Origin of the sequence: Accumulibacter sp., assembly GCF_031732815.1 — a bacterium.
Taxonomy (GTDB): domain Bacteria; phylum Pseudomonadota; class Gammaproteobacteria; order Burkholderiales; family Rhodocyclaceae; genus Accumulibacter.
Window position 1 is genome coordinate 35,789 of record NZ_JAVMKF010000268.1, and the last position, 19,192, is coordinate 54,980.

12 protein-coding genes are annotated in these 19,192 nt (G+C 65.2%); 8 read left to right on the top strand and 4 right to left on the bottom strand.

Going from position 1 to position 19,192, the window contains the following annotated elements:
• Nucleotides 1-22 precede the first annotated feature (22 nt).
• The gene (locus RKP46_RS15765) at nucleotides 23-1,249 is read left to right on the top strand and encodes a hypothetical protein (protein ID WP_311098209.1); all 1,227 of its coding nucleotides are present in this window, start codon (nucleotides 23-25) and stop codon (nucleotides 1,247-1,249) included.
• A 425-nt stretch (nucleotides 1,250-1,674) separates the two neighbouring features.
• The gene (locus tag RKP46_RS15770; RefSeq protein WP_311107499.1) at nucleotides 1,675-1,995 is read left to right on the top strand and encodes a hypothetical protein; all 321 of its coding nucleotides are present in this window, start codon (nucleotides 1,675-1,677) and stop codon (nucleotides 1,993-1,995) included.
• Nucleotides 1,996-2,008: 13 nt separating this feature from the next.
• On the opposite strand, the gene RKP46_RS15775 is transcribed toward RKP46_RS15770, so the two are convergent.
• From RKP46_RS15775 to RKP46_RS15790, 4 genes are all read right to left on the bottom strand, one after another.
• Nucleotides 2,009-3,109, bottom strand: a complete 1,101-nt coding sequence (locus tag RKP46_RS15775) for a porin (RefSeq protein WP_311107500.1) — start codon at nucleotides 3,107-3,109, stop codon at nucleotides 2,009-2,011.
• A gap of 182 nt (nucleotides 3,110-3,291) precedes the next feature.
• Nucleotides 3,292-4,080 carry an indole-3-glycerol phosphate synthase TrpC gene (gene trpC, locus RKP46_RS15780; RefSeq protein WP_311107501.1) on the bottom strand — a complete coding sequence of 263 codons (789 nt, stop codon included), beginning with the start codon at nucleotides 4,078-4,080 and terminating at the stop codon, nucleotides 3,292-3,294.
• 70 nt (nucleotides 4,081-4,150) lie between these two features.
• Nucleotides 4,151-5,176: an anthranilate phosphoribosyltransferase gene (trpD, locus tag RKP46_RS15785; RefSeq protein WP_311107502.1), complete on the bottom strand. Its 1,026-nt coding sequence runs from the start codon at nucleotides 5,174-5,176 to the stop codon at nucleotides 4,151-4,153.
• The gene (locus tag RKP46_RS15790) at nucleotides 5,173-5,745 is read right to left on the bottom strand and encodes an aminodeoxychorismate/anthranilate synthase component II (RefSeq protein WP_311107528.1); all 573 of its coding nucleotides are present in this window, start codon (nucleotides 5,743-5,745) and stop codon (nucleotides 5,173-5,175) included. The genes trpD and RKP46_RS15790 overlap by 4 nt, the downstream gene beginning before the upstream one ends.
• Nucleotides 5,746-6,362: 617 nt before the next feature.
• Here RKP46_RS15790 and RKP46_RS15795 point away from each other — a divergent pair.
• The 6 genes from RKP46_RS15795 to RKP46_RS15820 are packed head-to-tail and all read left to right on the top strand — an operon-like array spanning nucleotide 6,363 to nucleotide 19,165.
• Nucleotides 6,363-13,958, top strand: coding sequence for an SDR family NAD(P)-dependent oxidoreductase (locus RKP46_RS15795; protein ID WP_311107503.1), 7,596 nt, complete (start codon nucleotides 6,363-6,365; stop codon nucleotides 13,956-13,958).
• Nucleotides 13,955-15,286 (top strand): aminotransferase class I/II-fold pyridoxal phosphate-dependent enzyme, encoded by a 1,332-nt coding sequence (locus tag RKP46_RS15800; RefSeq protein WP_311107504.1) that lies wholly within the window; start codon nucleotides 13,955-13,957, stop codon nucleotides 15,284-15,286. The genes RKP46_RS15795 and RKP46_RS15800 overlap by 4 nt, the downstream gene beginning before the upstream one ends.
• Before the next feature lie 26 nt (nucleotides 15,287-15,312).
• Nucleotides 15,313-16,509, top strand: a complete 1,197-nt coding sequence (locus tag RKP46_RS15805) for a polysaccharide biosynthesis/export family protein (RefSeq protein ID WP_311107505.1) — start codon at nucleotides 15,313-15,315, stop codon at nucleotides 16,507-16,509.
• 42 nt (nucleotides 16,510-16,551) lie between these two features.
• The gene (locus tag RKP46_RS15810; protein ID WP_311107506.1) at nucleotides 16,552-17,337 is read left to right on the top strand and encodes an ABC transporter permease; all 786 of its coding nucleotides are present in this window, start codon (nucleotides 16,552-16,554) and stop codon (nucleotides 17,335-17,337) included.
• A complete protein-coding gene (locus tag RKP46_RS15815; protein WP_311107507.1) occupies nucleotides 17,334-17,996 on the top strand; it encodes an ABC transporter ATP-binding protein in 663 nt (220 codons plus the stop codon). Before RKP46_RS15810 ends, RKP46_RS15815 begins: the two co-directional genes overlap by 4 nt.
• The gene (locus RKP46_RS15820; RefSeq protein ID WP_311107508.1) at nucleotides 17,993-19,165 is read left to right on the top strand and encodes a chain-length determining protein; all 1,173 of its coding nucleotides are present in this window, start codon (nucleotides 17,993-17,995) and stop codon (nucleotides 19,163-19,165) included. Before RKP46_RS15815 ends, RKP46_RS15820 begins: the two co-directional genes overlap by 4 nt.
• Nucleotides 19,166-19,192 lie beyond the last annotated feature (27 nt).

Genomic DNA, 19,192 nt, shown 5'->3' on the forward strand with positions numbered 1-19,192 from the left:
GAGGCTGAAATCGAGGTCGCACATGCATAAACCGTTTGGACAAATCCCCTGGCCCAACCCCGTTGCTGCATCCAACGTTGCTGACGCGGCGCGCCATGTTGAAAGCTCGCTGGATGACGACCCCGATCCCGATGTCCACCCTGGCTCCGATCGGTTCCCCCGGCCGGGATTAGATATCCCGAGCGCCGATGACTCTCAAGAGGTGGTTGATGAAGTCGACCCCGCGTCTCTACCGGTTAGTCAGGGACAAGACGAGGAAAGTCATGAAGGCGCTGCCGGCGGAGTCGTCGAGGGGGGCGTCGAGTACTTGGCCTTTTACAAGTCTTTCCGGGATGTCATGAGGGCTCCGGCGCGCAAACGGTGGGGCATTTTCTTCATCAAGAAGCGCTGTTTTGCTTTGGCCACCGACATGAGCTTCAGCACCGGGGAGTCATTCGCCGATTGCCTAGACGCCCTGGCGGCATTTCTGTACACGCACGAGCTGTATCACTACCGGTTCGATGCCCACTGCCTTCAGATGGAAGCAACCGGCGGGTTACCGGTGTACAGGCCATACCGTAGGCTGGTCGCGAAACGGCCGATCAACGAATGGCATGAGGAGTCGATCGCCAATTTCTACGGCCTGAAAGCGGTTCAGCCGAGCCCCAGATTTCCCTACCCTCAGCCCGTATACGACTACTTGTGGGACCTGGTGGCTAACAGCCCGGGCGCATACGCCGGAGGCATAGACAAGCAGCAGAGGTCCCGAAAGGAACACATGGTTCAGCAGGCCAGCGCAGCGTTTGGGAACGCTGGTCCGACCGTTTGGCAGGATCTGGTCAAGTCGACCATTCGCACCGGAATGGGCCTCTCAAAGCCACGCGAATCCACACTGAGCTCCTACTTGCACCTGGACAATTGCCCGGTTTACTGGATCGACTGGGTCAAAGGTGGAAAGAGTGTTTTGGTGCCATACGCGGCGTCCGTTGCTGAGATCAACAACGATTTCATCAGGCGGTATCTAGCAGGGGTTCAGGACCACCACAGCGATCACAGCTACTACCGGATCGACAACGGGGAGAAGGTTAAGCTGCCAAATCCGCACCGCGCTGATCTGACCAATCGCGAGTTCCACAACATCATCGGCAAGGCCGGGATGACCAGCCCTCAGTTCTACAAAGAGAGGGATCGAACGTCTGTTTGGCGAAAAGGTGTCCCTCGCAGCCCGGTGCTGCCGCCGCGTTTTCCATCGAAGGGTGGAGCGAGTTAGAGGCGTTTGGGTCTAGATGAATGCATGTCGGGGCATGGTGGGAACAGCGCGGGGAACGGAATCCTTACTCCATGTCGCGCGGAATCCCTCCCGCCTTCGCCCTGTGGTGCAGGCCTGCGGGAGGACCGTCCGCTCCAGTGCTATACTCCACCACCACCATCAATTGGATCGACGCCCAACCCTTCCCGGTTGGGCGTTTTCACGTTCGTTGTTTTCACGTCCAATTTCACGTCCCCACGCGCAACGCGCGGTTCGCGCGCATTCTGCCTGTCCCGGGAAGTGCTGAGAATGGGTGCCCGTGGTGACGGGCTCTGCCGGTCCCGGTTTCATTCGCCATGTTCAGCCGGCCAGCAGGATGGGCTCGCGGAATCAATTGGCTGCGTGCCATGAAATGAGCGAGTGGCAGACCCGGCGCGCCATTTCCAATGCAGTTCGGAGAGACAGTCTGCCTGCTCGATCAGGAAGTGGCGGTCGAGCTGCAACACCGTGATCTGTCGGGCCTTGCCGCCAAAGTGCGCGCGTTGCGCACCCGTCGGCAGGTGACGCAGCTTTCGCCGGTTGCCTGGTTGCCGCTTGTCGTCTGTCGAACAGGCATGCCAGGCGAGGAAGATTCACCGCCTGACGATGTAGGGCGACGCGCTCTGCTGCCGTCCGACTTTCAGAACCTCTTCCGTGCTACTTCGGCTTTCCGGGGGCAGGACATTGGGGGCGAAAAAAAACGGGCGCCTGAGCGCCCGTTTCTCTGATTTGCCAATTGGCTCAGAAGGTGTGACGGATACCGGCGGTAAACGTGTGGTTCTTGCGGTCGACCGCGCCGATGGTGCCGGTCAGGCCAGCCGGAGCGGCGCCAACGGTGTCGTCGCCGTTCTTGGTGTAAACGTAACCGGTGTACAGCGTCGTGCGCTTCGACAGGCCGTGCGAGAAGGCCACAGCGGCAGCCTTGGACTTGCCGTTCAACTGGAGGCCCTTGTTGCCTTGGTCGAAGTCAAGTTCGGCGTAGCCCAGGTGAATGGCGCTCGACGACATGACCGGGATCACCGCGCCAACCGACCACGTGCTGTTGTCGTTGTTGGTGAAGGTGTTCTTGTCGTTCTGGTCCTGGTAGCTGGCCATCAGCTTGGCGAACTTGAGGTCGAGCGTGGCGCCGACATACCATTCGTTGATGTCCTTGCCGTTGGCAGCGACGACGTTCTGGCGTACTTGATAGACACCGTCGATGTTGAACATGCCGGCCGAGAAGTTGGCGCCGACGCCCCAACGACCGTTGTCGCTGGTGCTGACGAAGCGGTCGTTACCCGCGTTTTCGCCAAAGCCATAGATCGCCTTGCCGGTGAAGCCGCCCCAGTTCGGGGTGGTGTAGGTCACGGCGTTGTTCCAGCGTGCGTTGCTGTTCGGCGTGATCGTGTTGTTGCCGGCGGTCGAGGTGGTCAGGAACGATTGCGGAGCAAATGCGGCGCCGCCGAAGGCGTCGTTTCTCGCGGTGGCGTCATAGCCGGGAGCATACTGACGGCCGAGGGCGACCGTACCCAGCGCGTTGCTGGACAGACCGACGAACTGCTGGCGGGCCAGCGCGGTGCCGACGCCCGCGTTGCTGTCGATGCTCAGGCCGTATTCAAGCTGGAAGATGGCTTTCAGGCCGTTACCCAGCGCTTCTTCACCCTTGAAACCGAGACGCGAACCGCTCAGCAGGCCGGATTCGATGCCGCTGAACTTGTTGGTGCCACCGCCGACGACATTGGCCTTGCCCCAGCTATAGACATAGCCCGCGTCGGCAATGCCATACATCGTGACATTGGTCTGAGCAAAAGCAGCGCCGGAAGCTACGCTGGCGACTGCCAGTGCGATGAGTTTCTTTTGCATTGTGAATCTCCTCTAGGTTTGAGATCGATGAAGCCACCTGCCGCTCCACCAAACTGGACCTCTCGAAAAGACGAGAAGTTGGGCGGATTCTGGCAAAGGCGCCAGATTGCAGCAAGTTCCCTGATCGCTTTCGCTGGTGGTGGCGCAGCGATTGTTGGTTTTCTGCAACAGGCCCGTCGAACTCAGGCGAAGAGTTCCGCCAGGGCTTTGCCGGGCTCGTCGGCGCGCATGAAGGCCTCGCCGACGAGAAAGGCGTTGACCCCATGGCCGCGCAGCAAGCTGACGTCGGCGGCGGCAAGGATGCCGCTTTCGGCGACGACGATCCGCTCGGCCGGAACGTCGACCGAGAGCGCGAGCGTCGTCTGCAGGCTGACCTCGAAGCTGCGCAGGTTGCGGTTGTTGATGCCGATCAGCGGTGTCGCCAGGGCGAGAGCGAGCTCGAGTTCGCTCCGGTCATGCACCTCAACGAGTACCGACATGCCGTAGGCCTCGGCAATCTGCTCGAAATGGCGCATCGTCGGCAGGTCGAGTGCGGCGACGATGAGCAGAATGGCGTCGGCGCCCATCGCGCGCGCTTCGTGGACCTGATACTCGTCGATGAGAAAGTCCTTGCGCAGCACGGGCAGCGTGCAAGCGGCCCGGGCGAGCTGCAGCGCTGCTGGCGAACCCTGGAAGAACTGCCTGTCGGTGAGCACGGAGAGGCACGCGGCGCCGTGCTCCTGGTAGTCGGCAGCGATCGCCGCCGGTTGGAAATCGGCACGCAGGATTCCCTTCGACGGGCTGGCCCGCTTGATTTCGGCGATCACCGCCGGCTGGCCGGCGGCGATCCGTCGGCGCAAGGCGCCGGCGAAATCACGCGGCCGGTCCTGTGCTTGCGCCGCGGCACACACCTCGGCGAGGCTGATCGTGGCGACGCTGGCGGCCAGCTCGTCGCGTTTGACGGCAAGAATACGTTGCAGGATGTCGCTCATGGGTGACTCGCGGCTCGGCGGCCGGCAGCCGCACGGGTGTGCTCGGGGTGGGTTGCCTGGTACGCCTGGTTCAGGCGGCGAAGCGTCGCGAGAAAGCGACGAACGCGTCGACCTTCGCCCGCGCGGCACCGCTGGCGATCGCTTCGAACGCCGCGTCTACGCCATCGGCCAGCGAAGGTGCCAGGCCGCCGACGTAGATGCTCGCTCCCGCGTTCAGGGCGACGATGTCGCGCGCAGCTCCGGCGCGGTTTTCCAGCGCAGCCAGCAGCATCGCTTTCGATTCTTCGACGGTCGCCGCGCGCAGCACGCGCGGGTCATGTACAGGCAGATTGAACTGCTCGGGATGAATCGAGTACTCGTCGACGCGCCCGTTCTTCAATTCGCCGACCAGCGTCTCACCAGAGATCGAGATCTCGTCGAGTCCTTCGCGGCCGAACAGGGTCAGCGCGTGCGTGCTGCCCAGTCGCTGCAGGACGCGCACCTGGATGCCGACGAGGTCGGGATGGAAGACGCCGAGCACCTGCCTGCCGGCGCCGGCCGGGTTGGTCAGCGGGCCGAGGATGTTGAACAGGGTGCGCACGCCGAGCTCGCGGCGGACCGGTGCTGCGTGCTTCATTGCGCTGTGGTGGTTCGGCGCGAACATGAAGCCGACGCCGACCTCGTCGACGCTTTGCGCGACTTGCTGCGGTGTCAGATTGATGTTGGCGCCGAGCGCTTCGAGGACGTCGGCGCTGCCCGATTGCGAGGAAACCGATCGCCCGCCGTGCTTGGCGACGCGTACTCCGGCGGCCGCGCCAACGAACATCGCGGCGGTCGAAATATTGAAGGTCTGCGCGCCGTCGCCGCCGGTGCCGCAGGTATCGACGAGGTGCGTGCGGTCGCCGACCTCGACCTTGGTCGACAGTTCGCGCATCACCTGAGCTGCGGCCGAAATCTCGCCTATCGTTTCTTTCTTGACGCGCAGCCCGACAATGATGGCGGCGATCATCAGCGGACTGACTTCGCCACCCATGATCTGGCGCATCAGCGCGACCATTTCGTCGTGGAAGATTTCGCGGTGTTCGATGACCCGCGTCAGCGCGTCCTGTGGTTTCATCTCTGGTGTTCCTCGAGAAAGTTGGCGAGCAACTGGTGACCGTTTTCGGTCAGGATCGACTCGGGATGGAACTGCACGCCCTCGACGGCCAGCGTCCGATGCCGCAAGCCCATGATCTCGCCATCGTCGGTCCAGGCGGTGATCTCCAGGCAGTCCGGCAAGGAAGAACGCTCGACGGCGAGCGAATGATAGCGCGTGCAGCGCAGCGGGTCAGGCTGCCCGCGAAACACTCCCTGCCCGGTGTGGTGTACTGGCGATACCTTGCCGTGCATCAGCCGACGGGCGTGTACGACGCGACCGCCGAAAGCCTCGCCGATCGCCTGGTGGCCGAGACAGACGCCGAGCAGCGGAAGCTTGCCGGCAAATTCCCGTATCGCCGCGAGCGAGATTCCTGCCTGGCCTGGCGAGCACGGACCCGGCGAAATGACCAGATACGCGGGATCGAGGCGGGCAATTCCGGCCAGGCTGATCGCATCGTTGCGAAATACCCTGACCTCTTGCCCGAGTGCGCCGAAGTACTGAACGAGGTTGTAGGTGAATGAGTCGTAGTTGTCGATCATCAGCAGCATGGCGCGGCTATCCTCTTGTTGCATAGGGCTGCGCCTCCAGATGATCGGGCTCGCTACGCGCTCGGACACCCGCTCTTCTTCTGCTATCCCGGCGCAGATGGTCTGGAACTGTACGCACGAAAGCTGCTATTGTCTCCCATATCGGCCGCGACTCAAACCTGGATCAACGTTGCTCGGTCGCGCCGCGAGCCGCAAGCAGCGTTCGCTCGGCGTGCTCACGTGCGTCCAAGCCAGGCGAGGATCGGTGACTGGCGACTAAAGTTCAGGCGCTGTGCGCCGTTAGTGAATTGGGTGGAACAGAAGCGCTTTTAGCGACAATGGCTTGGGCGCGCGTCCCGGTGTTGATCCGGAAAAGGGAGGCCACGAACCCCAGGCCGATGCCCTTGATTGCCATGAGCGCGCGATGACCAATCACCACTCTCGGGCATTGCTCTGGCAAGGGCGTGCCGGCGTTTGACGCGCAAGTGGGTTGTGGACACGACCACGACTTTGCCGCATGAATGACAGGGGTTTCCTTCGCAAATGATCGTTGGGTATCACAAGTCGAGCGGATGCAGACGCATTGACTCCTTTTTCGTGTCTGGTGAGATGAGCCTGTCGCAGATGGAGGCTGACCGATGAAGCAACAGCTCAGGAAGAATGGGCGGAGCGAGAAGACCGCCGAGGGTCGGCGGCCAAAACGTACGGCGGCTGCGGCGCAATCGTCACCGGCGGTGGCCATCGTCGGCATGGCTTTCCGTTTTCCTGGCGACCTCGGCGACGAGGTCAGCTTCTGGAATGCCCTGCGGGAAGGGCGCGATCTCGTCACGCGCGTTCCCGCCGAGCGCTGGGCGGTCGATGAGCTGGAGCATGGCAAGCGCTCGGAGCCTGGGCGCAGCATCAGCTTTTCCGCCGGCGTCCTGTCGCGCATCGACGAGTTCGACGCCGGTTTCTTCGGCATCTCGCCGCGCGAGGCGGCCTGGCTCGATCCGCAACAGCGCCTGCTCCTTGAACTCACCTGGGAAGCGATGGAAAACGCCGGTCTTCCGCCTTCGTCGATGGCCGGTTCCGACTGTGCGGTCTATGTCGGCATCTCCGGGCTCGACTACGGCGCGTACGGGCTGAACGATCTGGCGAGCACGACCGCGCACTCGATGACCGGCAACACGCTGAGCCTCGCTGCCAATCGCCTTTCCTACGTCTTCGACCTGCATGGGCCGTCGCTCGCCGTCGACACCGCCTGCTCGTCGTCGCTGGTCGCCTTGCACCACGCGTGTACCAGTCTGCGCACTGGCGAAGCGAGCAGCGCTCTCGTCTGCGGCGTCAGCCTGCTCTTGCACCCCTATCCGTTCATCGGCTTCACCAAGGCGTCGATGCTTTCCGCCGACGGGCGCTGCAAGGTTTTCGACGCGGCGGGCGATGGCTACGTGCGTTCGGAGGGCGGCGCCGTCGTTCTGCTCAAGCCGCTCGACAAGGCGCTGGCCGACGGCGACGAGATCCATGCCGTGATCCTCGCCAGCGGGGTGAATACCGACGGCGCGCGCAAGACGGGAATTACCATTCCGAGCAGCCAAGGGCAGGCCGAGCTGATGCGCGCGGTGCTCGCGCGCAGCGGCCGCACTCCCGACGAGGTCGATTTCGTCGAGGCGCACGGCACGGGTACGGCGGTCGGCGACCCGATTGAAACTGCCGCGATCGGTGCGGTCTATGGCCAGGGGCGCAGCCAGGCGCTGCCCATCGGGTCGGTCAAGGCCAACCTTGGCCATCTGGAACCCGCTTCCGGTCTGGCCGGGCTGATCAAGTCGGTCCTCGTACTGAAGAACCGGGCGCTGCCACCGGCGTTGCACTTGCGCACGCCCAATCCGCATATCGATTTCGCGCGCCTGAATCTCGAACTGGTCACCGAATACCGCGCCTTGCGCAGCGCCAATGGCAGGCCTTTGCTCGGTGCCGTCAGCTCTTTCGGTTTTGGCGGCGCGAACGCGCATGTCCTGCTGCAGGAATTCCGGCCGTTGCCCGCGGCGGATCGGCTGGCCGACGAAACCGCCCTGCCGCCACTCTTTCTCTCGGCGCGCAGCGATGCGGCCTTGCGCGCCATGGCCGGTCGCTATGCGCCGTTGTTGCACGCCAGTTCAGCCGCCGACTACTATGACCTCGCGTATGGCGTGGCGCATCGGCGCGAGCGCATGGAAAAGCGCCTCGCGCTGCATGCCGATTCGCCGGCCGCCGCCGCCGCTCTGCTCGAGCGTTATGCGCAGGGCGAATCGCCGCCGGGCGTGGTCGTCGAGGATGCCCTGCCGGCGAGCGGCGGGGTGGCTTTCATCTATTCGGGCAATGGCGCCCAGTGGGCCGGCATGGGCCGTGCACTGCTCGCCGAATCGCCGCGCTTTGCCGAGATCCTGGCGGATATGGCCAAGGCCATGGACGCCGCGACGGGTTTCTCGCTACTCGCCGAGCTGGACGCCGCTGACCCGGTCAGACTTGAGGATACGAGCGTTGCGCAGCCGCTGCTCTTCGCGCTCCAGGTCGGCGTGACGACCCTGTTGCGTGAACTGGGGGTGCACCCGGTCGCCGTTGCCGGGCACAGCGTGGGCGAAATCGCGGCCGCCTGGGCAGCCGGTGCGCTTGACCTCGCCCAGGCCATCCGCGTCATCTGCGCGCGCAGCCAGGCGCAGGCGACGACGCGGGGCAGCGGGCGGATGGCCGCCGTCGGCCTGTCGGCCAGCGCCATTGACGAGGTGATGCGCGAGCTGGGGGAAGATCTCGATGTCGAACTGGCCGGGATCAACAGTCCGGGCAACGTGACGCTGGCCGGCAGTCTGCCCGGCCTGCTGCGCGTCCAGGAGCGGGTCGAGCGGCGCGGCGCATTCTTCCGCCTGCTCGATCTCGACTATGCCTTTCACAGCCGGCGGATGGATTCCACTGCTGCGAACCTGCTCGCACGGCTGGCCGGATTTCGCCCGGCGGCGACGCGCGCGGCGCTCTTTGTGTCCACCGTGAGCGGCGAGGTGCAGGACGCCGGCACACTCGGTGCCGGCTACTGGTGGCGCAACGTGCGCGAACCGGTGCGTTTTGCCGATGCGATCGGCAAACTGGCCGAACTGGGTTGCCGCGTGTTCGTCGAGATCGGCCCGCATGCCATCCTGCAACGCTACATCGGCGAGAGTCTGCGTGCCGCCGGCATCCGGGGGCGAGTCTTGCCCAGCCTGCGGCGCACCGACGACGGCGTCGACGCGATCGGCGAGACCGCCTTGCGCGCACACCTGCTGCTTGAGCCGGCGCAACTGCAAGCCTGCTTTCCCCACCCGGCGCGGCGCGTACGTCTGCCCAACTACCCCTGGCAGCGCGAACGCCATTGGCATCCGACGACGAACGAGGGGGCGCCGCCGAGCGAAAGGCGGCGTGTGCATCCGCTGCTTGGCTGGCGTCTGCACGACGCCGAAGCGGCCTGGGAGAACACGCTCGATCCGCTCGTCGTTCCCTGGCTGGCCGAGCACCAGGTCGGAGGGGCGGTGGTCTATCCGGGCGCTGCCTATGTCGAGATGGGGCTGGCCGCTGCCCGCGAGTTGATCGGCGGTGAACACCTGATCGTCGAAGGGCTCGACATCGTTGCCCCGCTGGTCTTCGCCGGCGAACACGGCCGCAGCTTGCGGCTGGTGGTCAATCCGCGCGATGGCGGATTTCAGATCAGAAGCCGGCAGCGCCTGAGCAGCGACGAATGGACCCTGCACGCTGCAGGTCGTCTGCTCGCCTCGTCCGGGCGGCTCCCGGCGCTCGGCATCGAGCCGCCAGGCGGGCTGACGCGCCAGGTCGACCGCCAGACGCACTATCGCCTGGCGGCGAAACTCGGCCTGGACTACGGTCCCCTCTTCCAGGGTCTGCGCACCGCCCGCATCGGCGGCGGCGAGCAAGCCGCCGAGCTCGAAGCGGACCTGGATCCGATGCCTGTACCTGGCCGCGACGACTACCTTCTGCATCCGGCGCTGCTCGATCTGTGCTTCCAGTCTCTGGTTGACTTCTTCGCGCCCGAGATCGAGGCCGGGCAGGCCATGGCTCTGCTGCCGGTCAAGTGCGGGCGAATCGACTTCTGCCTGGCCGGGACGGCCACGCGTTTGCGCGCGCGTCTGCGTCGGCAGGGCGCCCGCTCGTTCATCGCGGATTTCGCCCTGCTCGACGATCAGGAGCGGCTGCTGGCGCGCGCCAGCGCTTGTCGCTTCCGTGCCGTGCGGCTCACGCAAGGCGAGCGCCCGGGACTCGCCAACTGGCGCATCGTGCCCTGGCTGCGGCCGCATCCGGTGGATGGCCTGGTCAGCGAAATGCCACCCGTGGCCGAGCTCGCCGGGCAAGCGCGCACCGCGCTGGCGGCAGAAAAGGCCGCGCGCCAGACCTGGTTCAAGGAAACGCTGCCCTTGATCGAGGCATTGACGCTGTCTTTCGCCGTGCAGGCCTTTCAGGAACTGGCGGCGCACCACCCGGCGGGCGGCGGGCAGTGCCGGGCCACGCCGCTTGGTCGCTGGCTGACCGACCTGATGAGCCGCGAGGGGCTGCTTCGCCAGGACGGCGAGCAATGGTCGGTGGCCACCGACACCGGTCTCCCGTCGGCCGACGGGCTCTGGCAGACGCTGCTGCGCGATTCGCCGGCGTGCCTGCCACAACTGACGCTGCTCGGGCGCGTCGGGCGGCAGTTGCCGGCTTTGCTCACTGGCGCAATCGATGGTCGCGAGTGGCTCGACGAGTTGCATCATTCACCGATCGCCGAAGTGCTCTACGACGACGACCCGGCGTACCGCGGACTGCGTCTCGCGCTTGACGGAATCCTGCACCACCTGATCGGCAACTGGCCCAGCTCGCGCCGCCTGCGGGTGCTCGAAATCGCCGCCGGCGCGAGCAGCCTGCCGCGAACGCTGCTCGCTTCGCTCGCCGCCGACCGCTTCGACTACGTGCTGGCTTTGCCGACGGAAGCTGCTCTGGCGCGCCAGCAGGGCGAGTACCAGGAGCATCCGGGCATCGTCGTGACGACCATCGCGGCCGACTGGCAACTGCCTGGCGATCAGCGGCTGCCGGAGGTCTTCGATCTGGTCATCCTGCGTCACACGCTGCATCGCACGCGCGGCCCGCATGCCGCTCTGGCGCAGACGCGGCGCTGGCTGGCGGCCGGCGGCATCGTGCTGATCGCCGAGCGCCATGCCGATTGGAGCGCCGATTTCATCGCCGGAATCGATCCCGGCTGGTGGCACGAAGACGAGGCGACGAGCCAGCCGCTTTCCTCGCTGCTGCCCCCGGAAACCTGGCAGCAGGCTCTGCTCGACGAGGGTTTCGCGGATTGTGAGCCGTTCCTCGAACCGGCTGCCGAGGGCTTGGGCGAAGGCGCCTACCTGCTGCTCGCGCGGCGTCCGGCGGGTGATCTCGCCGCCTTGCCGACGCCGGCCGCGGCTGACTGGCTGCTGCTTGCCGACCGGGCGTCGGCGCGCCTTGCCGGCCCACTTGCGGCGCGCCTCGAATCGTGCGGACAACGAGTAAGCATCGCCAGCGATCAGGCGCCGAACGTGCTTCCCGGGCACCTGGTCTGCCTGCTCGGCTGGGACGATCCACCTGAGCGCGCGGAAGCGACCATCGCCCGCTTGCTGACCCAGGTACAGGCGCTTGCCGCGCAGCCCGGCAAGCCGCCGCGTCTGTCGATCCTTACCCGCGGCGGCGCGCTCGCCAGCGGCCTGCCCGACACCTGCCCGCCTAGTCCGGCGCAAGCCGCGCTGTGGGGCTTCGGGCGCGTCGTCATGAACGAATACCCGCAGCTTGGCTGCACGCTGCTCGACCTGGCGTGCGACCCGGGCGCGCCGGACCTGCCGGCGCGGCTGGAGAACGAACTGCTGCGCCCGGACGGTACCGGCGAAATCATTCTTTCCAGCGCCGCGCGCCATTGCCTGATGCTGCAGGAAGACAGCGCCTCGCCGCTCGTCCAGGTCCCGCCCGCGAAGCGTTTCCGGCTCGATTTCCATACGCCCGGGCAGTTGCGCAATCTGGTCTGGCTGCCCGACTGCGAACGTCCCCTGCGCGATGACGAAATCGAGGTCTGCACGCATGCGGTTGGCCTCAATTTTCGCGACCTGATGTATCTGATGGGGCTTTTGCCCGAGGAAGCGGTCGACAATGGCTTTGCCGGGGCCAGTCTCGGTCTGGAATTCTCCGGCGTGGTCAGCCGCGTCGGCGCCCGGGTAACCGATCGCCTGCCCGGCGATGCCATCCTGGGTTTCGCTGCGTCGTGCTTTTCCAGCCATGTCGTGACGCGCGCCGATGCCGTCGCGCTGATGCCGGAAGAGTGGTCTTTCGAGGCCGCCGCCAGCGTGCCGACGGTGTTCTTCACCGTCTATTACGCGCTCAAGCACCTGGGCGACCTGCAGCCGGGCGAACGCCTGCTGATTCATGGCGCCGCCGGCGGGGTCGGCATTGCTGCTCTGCAGCTGGCGCGTCATCTCGGCGCGGAGATCTACGCTACCGCCGGGAGCGAAGAAAAGCGCGACTTCGTCAGGCTGCTCGGCGCCGATCGGGTATTCGATTCGCGCAGCCTGTCCTTCGCTGACGACGTTCTGGCGGCGACCGGCGGTGAAGGCGTCGATCTCGTCCTCAACTCACTCGCCGGCGAAGCGATGCGGCGCAGCCTTGACGTGCTCAGGCCGTTCGGCCGTTTTCTCGAACTGGGCAAGCGCGACTTCTTCGAGAACACGCCCCTTGGCCTGCGCCCGTTCAGGAACAACATCAGCTACTTCGGTATCGACGCCGACCAGTTGCTGATCGGCCGGCCGAAACTCGCAGCGCGCCTGTTCCGCGAACTGATGGCGCTCTTTCGCGAGGAGGCGCTGGCACCGCTGCCTTACCGCTGTTTCACCGCCGAGCGGATCGTCGACGCTTTCCGCAGCATGCAGCAGGCGCGCCATATCGGCAAGATCGTCGTCTCGCTGGCCGATGCGCAGCCGCCGGTCGAACAGCCGGCGCGTGCCGAGCCGGCGCTCAGCTTCGCGCGCGACAGCACCTGGATCATCAGCGGCGGTCTCTCCGGCTTCGGTCTGGAATCGGCGCGCTGGCTCGCCGAGCGCGGCGTCGGCAATCTCGTGCTGGCCGGCCGGCGCGGCCTGAAGACCCCCGGTGCGAAGCAGATCGTCGATGACTTCGCCGCGCTGGGCGTCAGGGTGCTCGCGCAGGCTTGCGACATCAGCGCAGCCAATGCGGTGCGCACGCTGGTCGAGCGCGTGCAGACCAGCATGCCGCCGCTGAAGGGAATCCTGCACGCGGCAACGACCTACGATGACCGCCTGCTCGCCACGCTCGATGCCAGCAGCGTCGCCAGCGTGCTCGCGGCCAAACTGCTCGGTGCCTGGAATCTGCACCAGGCGACGCTGGACATCCCGCTCGAACACTTTGTCATCTACTCGTCGGTCACCAGCGCGATCGGCAACCCGGGGCAAGCCAACTATGTCGCGGCCAATGCCGGCGTCGAAGGATTGAGTGCTCTGCGCCGCTACCTGGGTCTGCCTGCCACCTGCATTGCCTGGGGGCCGATCGCCGACGCCGGCTACCTGGCGCGCAACGCAGCGATCAGGGACAGCCTGGAACAGCGGCTTGGCCGACCGCCGAGCAGCGCGGCCGAGGCGCTTGCCCAACTCGAGCGCGCACTGGGCGAAGACGCCGGGTTGCTCACGCCAGCGAACTTCGACTGGAACGTGCTTGCCCGGCTGCTGCCGGCGGCTGCCGGAACGCGTTTCGAACTTCTCGAGCGCCGGCGCAGCGAGCAGCCGCAAGCCGGCGAGTCGCTCGACCTGCGCGCGCTGATCGCCGGAAAGACGCCGGCCGAGATCGCCGGCATCGTTCGTCAACTGGTCGTCCAGGAGGTCGCGCAGGTGCTCTGCATCAGCCCGGAGCGGATCGACGCCAATCGACCGCTGAACGATCTGGGGATGGATTCGCTGATGGCCGTCGAACTCGCGCTCGGCCTCGAGCAGCGCTGCGGGATTCGCCTGCCGACGATGATGCTGAGCGATTCGCCGACGGCCGAGCATGTCGCGGCGCGGATCGTCGACAAGCTGAGCGGCGAGGGCGCTACGGCGGACGAAACGCAGCCGGCGGCGGTCGTCGCCGGGCTCGCCGGCCAACACGGCGAAGGCGCGACGGCGGCCGAGATCGTTGCCGTCAGCGATGACGTGCGCAGACTTGCGCGAACAGGAACGAGGTTGACCGCATGAGCAAGCCCAGTCTCACCCAGAGAACCAAGAGCCAGCTGATCGACCGCATTCTCGGCCGGAAAGCCGGTTCCGGCGGCCTGGTGATCGCCATGCCGCAGGCACGCAAGACGGCGCATCCGTCGATTCCGGAAGCCTTCACGCGCTTCGACCGTCACCCCGGCTACGAAAGAATGCTGGTGCCGAAGGCGGTCGCCGAACGCCGCGGCCTGGTCAATCCGTTTTTCCGCGTGCACGACGGCGTCGCCGGCGCAACGACGCGCATCGACGGGCGCGAGTACCTCAACTTCTCGAACTACAACTACCTGGGGCTGGCCGGGCATCCGGCGGTCAATCGCGCGGCAAAGGATGCAATCGACCGCTACGGAACGTCGGCCGCGGCCAGTCGGCTGGTCGCCGGCGAGCGCGCGGTGCAGCGCGAGCTGGAGGAGGCGCTGGCCAAACTGTACGAAGTCGAGGACTGCATCGTCTTCGTCAGCGGCCACGCGACCAACGTGAGCACCATCGGCTACCTGTTCGGGCCGAAGGATCTGGTGATTCACGACAGCCTGATCCACAACAGCGTGCTCGACGGAATCCGGCTTTCCGGCGCCGCCCGGCGCTCGTTTCCGCACAACGACACGGCTTCGCTCGATCAGATCCTGGCCGAGATTCGCAGCCAGTTCGAGCGCGTCCTGGTCGTTGTCGAAGGCGTCTACAGCATGGACGGCGACGTTCCCGATCTGCCGGCGCTGATCGACATCAAGCGTCGGCACAAGGCTTTCCTGATGGTCGACGAAGCGCACTCGCTGGGCGTTCTCGGACAGACCGGGCGCGGCATCCGCGAGCACTTCGGCGTTGCCGGCAGCGCGGTCGACATCTGGATGGGTACGCTGAGCAAGACGCTTGCCGGCTGCGGTGGTTTCATCGCCGGCGAGCGGGCGTTGGTCGAGCACCTCAAGTACGCGGCGCCGGGCTTCGTCTACAGCGTCGGCATGTCGCCGCCGCTCGCCGCCGCTGCGCTGGAAGCGCTGCGCCTCATGCTGCGCGAACCCGAGCGCGTCGAGCGCTTGCGCGCGCGTACCGGGCAATTTCTCGGTCTGCTGCAGTCCCTGGCGATCAACACCGGCTTTGCGCAGGGGCATGCCGTCGTTCCGGTCATCGTCGGCAGCTCGCTGAAGGCGGCGACGCTGTCCAACCAGTTCTTCGAAGCCGGCATCAACGTGCAGCCGATCATCTATCCAGCGGTCGAAGAGAAGGCAGCGCGCTTGCGATTCTTCCTGTCGGCCATGCACAGCGAACAGCAGATACGGTTCGCTTTCGAGGTCACCCGGAGGTTGATGGAAAAGTGATCACGCTGTCCACCAGGAAAGTACCCATGGCGCGGTCTGAGCACCCGTGTGGCGTCGGCATTCGTCACGCCGGCCTGGGCGCTGCGGCGCTCATCCTCTCCGCCTGCGCGACCGCTCCCGACTGGATTTCGGCCAGCGGCGCCAGCCGCGAGCAGGTGCAGCAGGTGCAGCAGGAGCGCGTCGGCGGCCGCATCGAAGGCATCGAGCTGATCGACGTCGACGACGCGCTGGCGAGAAAACTGTCAGCGAGCAAACGGCTGGGCGAGTTTTCCGACTTCTTCCCGGCGGCATCGTCGAACAACTATCTGATCGGACCGGGCGACATCATCGAGGTCTCTGTCTGGGAGGCGCCACCCGCCATGTTGTTCGGTGCGGTTGTCATCGAAGCCAAAAGCGGACCGACGACGACGCGCGTCGTCACCTTCCCCGAACAGATGGTCACTCCGGCGGGGACGATCACCATGCCGTTTGCCGGGCGCGTTCCGGTCAAGGGGCGGGCGACGCAGGAGATCGAGGACGACATCGTCCGGCGTCTGCATGGCAAGGCCAATCTGCCGCAGGTCCTGGTGCGCGTGATCAAGAACAATACCTCGAACGTCACCGTCGTCGGCGAGGTGAACCACAGCACGCTGATGGCGCTGACCCCGAAGGGCGAGAGGCTGCTCGACGCGCTGGCCGCCGGCGGGGGGGTCAGGCAACCGGTAAACCGCATGGCGCTACAGCTCTCGCGCGACAATGTCACGGCGACGATGGCGCTCGACTCGATCATCCGCGATCCAAAGCAGAACATCGTCCTCAAGCCGGGCGACGTGGTGACCGCGCTGTTTCAGTCGCAAAGCTTCTCGGTGCTCGGGGCGACCGGCAAGAACGAAGAAATTCCATTTGAAGCGCAAGGCATTTCATTGGCGCAGGCGCTCGCCCGCTCAGGTGGCCTGAACGACAGCCGGGCGGACGCGCGCGGCGTATTCGTCTTCCGCTTCGAGGACGCCCGCCTGGTCGCCGCGCGCGACCCGGTCAAGCACGCCGGCGGGAGCGTTCCGGTGGTCTATCAGGTCGACTTGCGCGACCCGGCGTCGTTCTTCATCACGCAGAATTTCCCGGTGCAGAACCGGGATGTGATCTACGTCGCGAACTCGCCCGCCGCCGAGTTCGAAAAGTTCCTGCGCCTGGTCGTATCGGTCGCCGTACCGAGCGTGACGCTGAACCGGGCGTGGCAGAACTGAGCGCGTCGATGAGCGCACTCCTCGTCCATTTTCGGTCGTGCCATGCGTGAGCCGCGCAATCCGCTGGCGATCAGCTTTGCCGTCTGGCAGGCCATCTTCCTGCGCGAGGCGATCGATCGCCTGTTCGACATGCGCGCCGCCTGGTTCTGGTTGCTCATCGAGCCGGCCTTGCACATCGCCTTCATCACCGTGGTCTACTCCGCCGTGCGCATGTATACGGTGGGCGGAATCGACGTTGCCCTATGGATCATCGTCGGCATGCTCGGCTTCTTCCTCTTTCGTCGTACTGCCATTCAGGTGATGTACGCGGTTGACTGCAATCGGCCGCTGTTTGCCTACCGACAGGTCAAGCCCTTCGATCCGGCGATCGTGCGCGCGGTTCTCGAAGCCTTCCTGATGGTGATCATCGCCAGCGCCATCCTCGCCGCCGCTGCCTTGCTCGGGCACGACAGCCTGCCGCGCGACCCCTTGCTGGTCGCCCTGGCGGTCGGCGGCCTGTGGCTTTTCGGTCTGGGCTACGGCCTCGTCGCGTCGGTGCTGATGGAACTGGTACCCGAGACCGAGCACATCCTGAAGCTCCTGATGATGCCGCTCTACCTGATCTCCGGCGTGATCATGCCGATGGCGTCGGTGCGCCAGCCCTATCGCGAGTTCCTGCTGATGAACCCGATCGTGCACGGTGTCGAGCTGGTCCGCCAGGGCTTCGTCCCTTACTACCATGTCGTTCCCGGAGTCGACATGGCCTACCTCTACGCCTGGGTCATCGTCAGCCTGCTCCTCGGTTTGCTGCTCTACCGCCGTTTCGCTTTGCAGTTGGTGATGAAATGATCGTCGTCAACGATATCCACAAGCGCTACAAGACCGAGCACGGCGTCGGCCGCTGGGTACTGCAGGGCGTCAGCCTGAACATTCCGCGCAAGCTCAACGTCGGGTTGATTGGCGCCAATGGGGCGGGAAAATCGACCCTGCTGCGCCTGATCGGCGGCGTCGATCACCCCTCGAAAGGATGGATAGAGCGTCGCTGCCGCGTCTCCTGGCCGATGGGTGAGGGCGGTCTCGAGGGCACGCTGAGCGGGCGGCAGAACGCCAAGTTCGTTTGCCGTGTGCACGGGCACCAGGCCGACCTGGCCGACCGACTGGCTTTCGTCGAGGACTTCTCCGAGTTGCGCGAAGCCTTCGACGAACCCGTCAGCACGTACTCGACCGGCATGCGCTCGCGCCTGCAGTTTGCCCTCTCGCTCGCCTTCGACTTCGACGTCTACATCTCCGACGAAGTGACCGCCGCCGGCGATGCCGCATTCCGCAAGAAAACGGCGACCGCATTCAAGGAGATGGCCGATCGCGCCGGGCTGATCATGGTGGCGCATGACGAAGGCACCTTGAAGGAGTTTTGCCAGTCGGGGATCTGGATTCATGCCGGCAAGGCTTATTGGTTCGATGCCATTGATGATGCCCTCAAGGCTTACAAGGAGGCGATCCCGCAATGACGGAAAGCGCAGACACTCAGAGCACTCCCCCACCGACCCGACTGAACGGGCGTCTGGCGCGGGCTGGCAGCGGCTGGCTGTCGATCCGCGTGTTTTCCCGGCTGATCCGCCTGAGCGCGCTGCTTGCCTTGCTGGGAACCGTCTACTGGGCGCTCGTCGCTTCCGACCGCTACGTGTCGGAAGCCAATGTGATCATTCGCAAGACCGATTCGCTGAATGCCCCGGCGCTCGATTTCTCGCTGCTGGTGTCTGGCGTTGCCGGAGTGAATCGGCCGGACCAGCTCCTTCTGCGCGAGTACCTGCTCTCGGTGGACATGCTCAAGGCGCTCGACGCCAAGCTCGACCTGCGTTCGCATTACAGCGACTCCGGCCGTGACATTGTCTCGCGCATGTGGTTCAAGGATGCCTCGATGGAGTGGTTTCACCGCCATTTCCTGGGCCGCCTCAGTGTGGATTATGACGACTTCGCCGGTGTCCTGCGTTTGCGCGTACAGGCCTACGACGCGCAGACCGCGCAGGCAATCTCCAGCATGCTCGTTCAGGAAGGCGAGCGCTATATGAATCAGCTTGGCCACGAGATGGCCGAAGCGCAGGTGAGCTTCCTGATCAAACAGGTCAACGCCGCCCAGATTCGCTTTCAGGAAGCCAGCCAGCGCCTGCTCAACTTCCAGAACGAGAAAGGCCTGCTCTCGCCGCAGGCGACGGCGGAAAGCATCAGCACGATCATTGCCGGACTGGAAACGCAGCGCGCCCAGATTCAGACGCAGTTGGGTTTCCTGCCCAAGACGCTCGACCGTGATCACCCGAACATCGTCATGCTCAGGCAATCGCTGGCCGCTGTCGACCGCCAGATCCAACAGGAAAAGGCAAAACTCGCGACGCCCTCGGGCAAGACACTGAACGTTTCGGTCGAAGAGTTTCAACGCCTGCAGATGGAAGTCGGTTTCACGCAGGATCTCTACAAGTCGTCGCTCGTCGCGCTGGAAAAAGGGCGCATCGATGCCTCCCGGATGCTGGAGAAGGTCTCCGTCCTGCAGGCGCCGACGCTGCCTGAATACCCGATGGAGCCACGCCGGATCTACAACACGATCGTCACCCTGCTGGTCGCTGCCATGCTCGCCGGAATTCTCAAGCTGCTGGAGAGCATCGTCATGGACCACCTTGATTGATGACCCCCTTGCCACAGGCGACGCGCG

Excerpts from the sequence above, each read along its gene's own strand:
- RKP46_RS15810 (WP_311107506.1), top strand. The coding sequence starts at position 16,552 with ATGCGTGAGCCGCGCAATCCGCTGGCGATCAGCTTTGCCGTCTGGCAG.
- RKP46_RS15815 (WP_311107507.1), top strand. The coding sequence starts at position 17,334 with ATGATCGTCGTCAACGATATCCACAAGCGCTACAAGACCGAGCACGGC.
- RKP46_RS15805 (WP_311107505.1), top strand. The coding sequence starts at position 15,313 with ATGGCGCGGTCTGAGCACCCGTGTGGCGTCGGCATTCGTCACGCCGGC.
- RKP46_RS15790 (WP_311107528.1), bottom strand. The coding sequence starts at position 5,745 with ATGCTGCTGATGATCGACAACTACGACTCATTCACCTACAACCTCGTT.
- trpC (WP_311107501.1), bottom strand. The coding sequence starts at position 4,080 with ATGAGCGACATCCTGCAACGTATTCTTGCCGTCAAACGCGACGAGCTG.
- RKP46_RS15820 (WP_311107508.1), top strand. The coding sequence starts at position 17,993 with ATGACGGAAAGCGCAGACACTCAGAGCACTCCCCCACCGACCCGACTG.
- trpD (WP_311107502.1), bottom strand. The coding sequence starts at position 5,176 with ATGAAACCACAGGACGCGCTGACGCGGGTCATCGAACACCGCGAAATC.
- RKP46_RS15765 (WP_311098209.1), top strand. The coding sequence starts at position 23 with ATGCATAAACCGTTTGGACAAATCCCCTGGCCCAACCCCGTTGCTGCA.
- RKP46_RS15795 (WP_311107503.1), top strand. The coding sequence starts at position 6,363 with ATGAAGCAACAGCTCAGGAAGAATGGGCGGAGCGAGAAGACCGCCGAG.
- RKP46_RS15800 (WP_311107504.1), top strand. The coding sequence starts at position 13,955 with ATGAGCAAGCCCAGTCTCACCCAGAGAACCAAGAGCCAGCTGATCGAC.
- RKP46_RS15770 (WP_311107499.1), top strand. The coding sequence starts at position 1,675 with ATGCAGTTCGGAGAGACAGTCTGCCTGCTCGATCAGGAAGTGGCGGTC.
- RKP46_RS15775 (WP_311107500.1), bottom strand. The coding sequence starts at position 3,109 with ATGCAAAAGAAACTCATCGCACTGGCAGTCGCCAGCGTAGCTTCCGGC.